The following is a 1103-nucleotide window of genomic DNA, read 5'->3' as shown; positions in this document are numbered from 1 at the left end:
CCACACGTTAACATTGGTACTATCGGTCACGTTGACCATGGTAAAACTACTTTAACAGCAGCAATCACTAAAGTTCTTGCTGAAAAAGGTCAAGCTGATTTCCAAGACTACAGCATGATCGACAAAGCTCCAGAAGAACGTGAACGCGGTATCACAATCAACACTGCACACGTAGAGTACGAAACAGATACTCGTCACTATGCACACGTTGACTGCCCAGGCCATGCTGACTATGTTAAAAACATGATCACTGGTGCTGCTCAAATGGACGGCGCTATCCTAGTTGTATCCGCAGCTGACGGCCCTATGCCACAAACTCGTGAGCACATCTTGTTAGCTCGCCAAGTAGGTGTACCAGCTATCGTTGTATTCATGAACAAAAAAGACATGGTTGACGATGAAGAATTATTAGAATTAGTAGAAATGGAAATCCGTGAATTGCTTTCCAGCTACGAATTCCCTGGCGATGATATCCCAGTTGTTGCAGGTTCTGCATTGAAAGCGTTAGAAGGCGACGCTACATATGTTGAAGCAATCAACGAATTGATGGCAAAAGTTGACGAGTACATCCCAACTCCAGAACGTGACACAGACAAAACATTCTTGATGCCTGTCGAAGACGTGTTCACAATCACTGGTCGTGGTACAGTAGCAACTGGCCGTGTAGAACGTGGTCAAATCAACGTTGGTGACGTAGTAGAAATCGTTGGTCTTCAAGAAGAACCATCCAGCACTACAGTTACAGGTCTTGAAATGTTCCGTAAAATCTTGGAATCTGCAGTAGCAGGTGACAATGTAGGTGCATTGCTTCGCGGTATCGACCGTAAAGACATCGAACGTGGTCAAGTATTGGCTAAACCAGGTTCCATCAAACCTCACACTAAATTCAAAGCAGAAGTATACGTGTTGACAAAAGAAGAAGGTGGCCGTCATACTCCATTCTTCTCCAACTACCGTCCACAATTCTACTTCCGTACAACTGACGTAACTGGCGTTATCAACTTACCAGAAGGTACAGAAATGTGTATGCCTGGTGATAACATCACTATGAACATCGAGCTTATCACTCCAATCGCTATTGAAGAAGGTTTACGTTTCGCGAT

General features: G+C 44.2%; 1 protein-coding gene. It reads left to right on the top strand.

What is annotated here, in order from left to right; translation table 11 throughout:
- A partial coding sequence (tuf, locus tag EO121_RS08560) for an elongation factor Tu (RefSeq protein WP_127167429.1) occupies positions 1-1103 on the top strand: 1103 nt, incomplete at both ends.

This window comes from Veillonella sp. CHU732 (assembly GCF_003992085.1).
In the GTDB taxonomy this organism is placed as follows: Bacteria; Bacillota; Negativicutes; order Veillonellales; family Veillonellaceae; genus F0422.
Note: the sequence above shows the minus strand (reverse complement) of the source record. Positions and strands in the feature narration are given on the sequence as shown.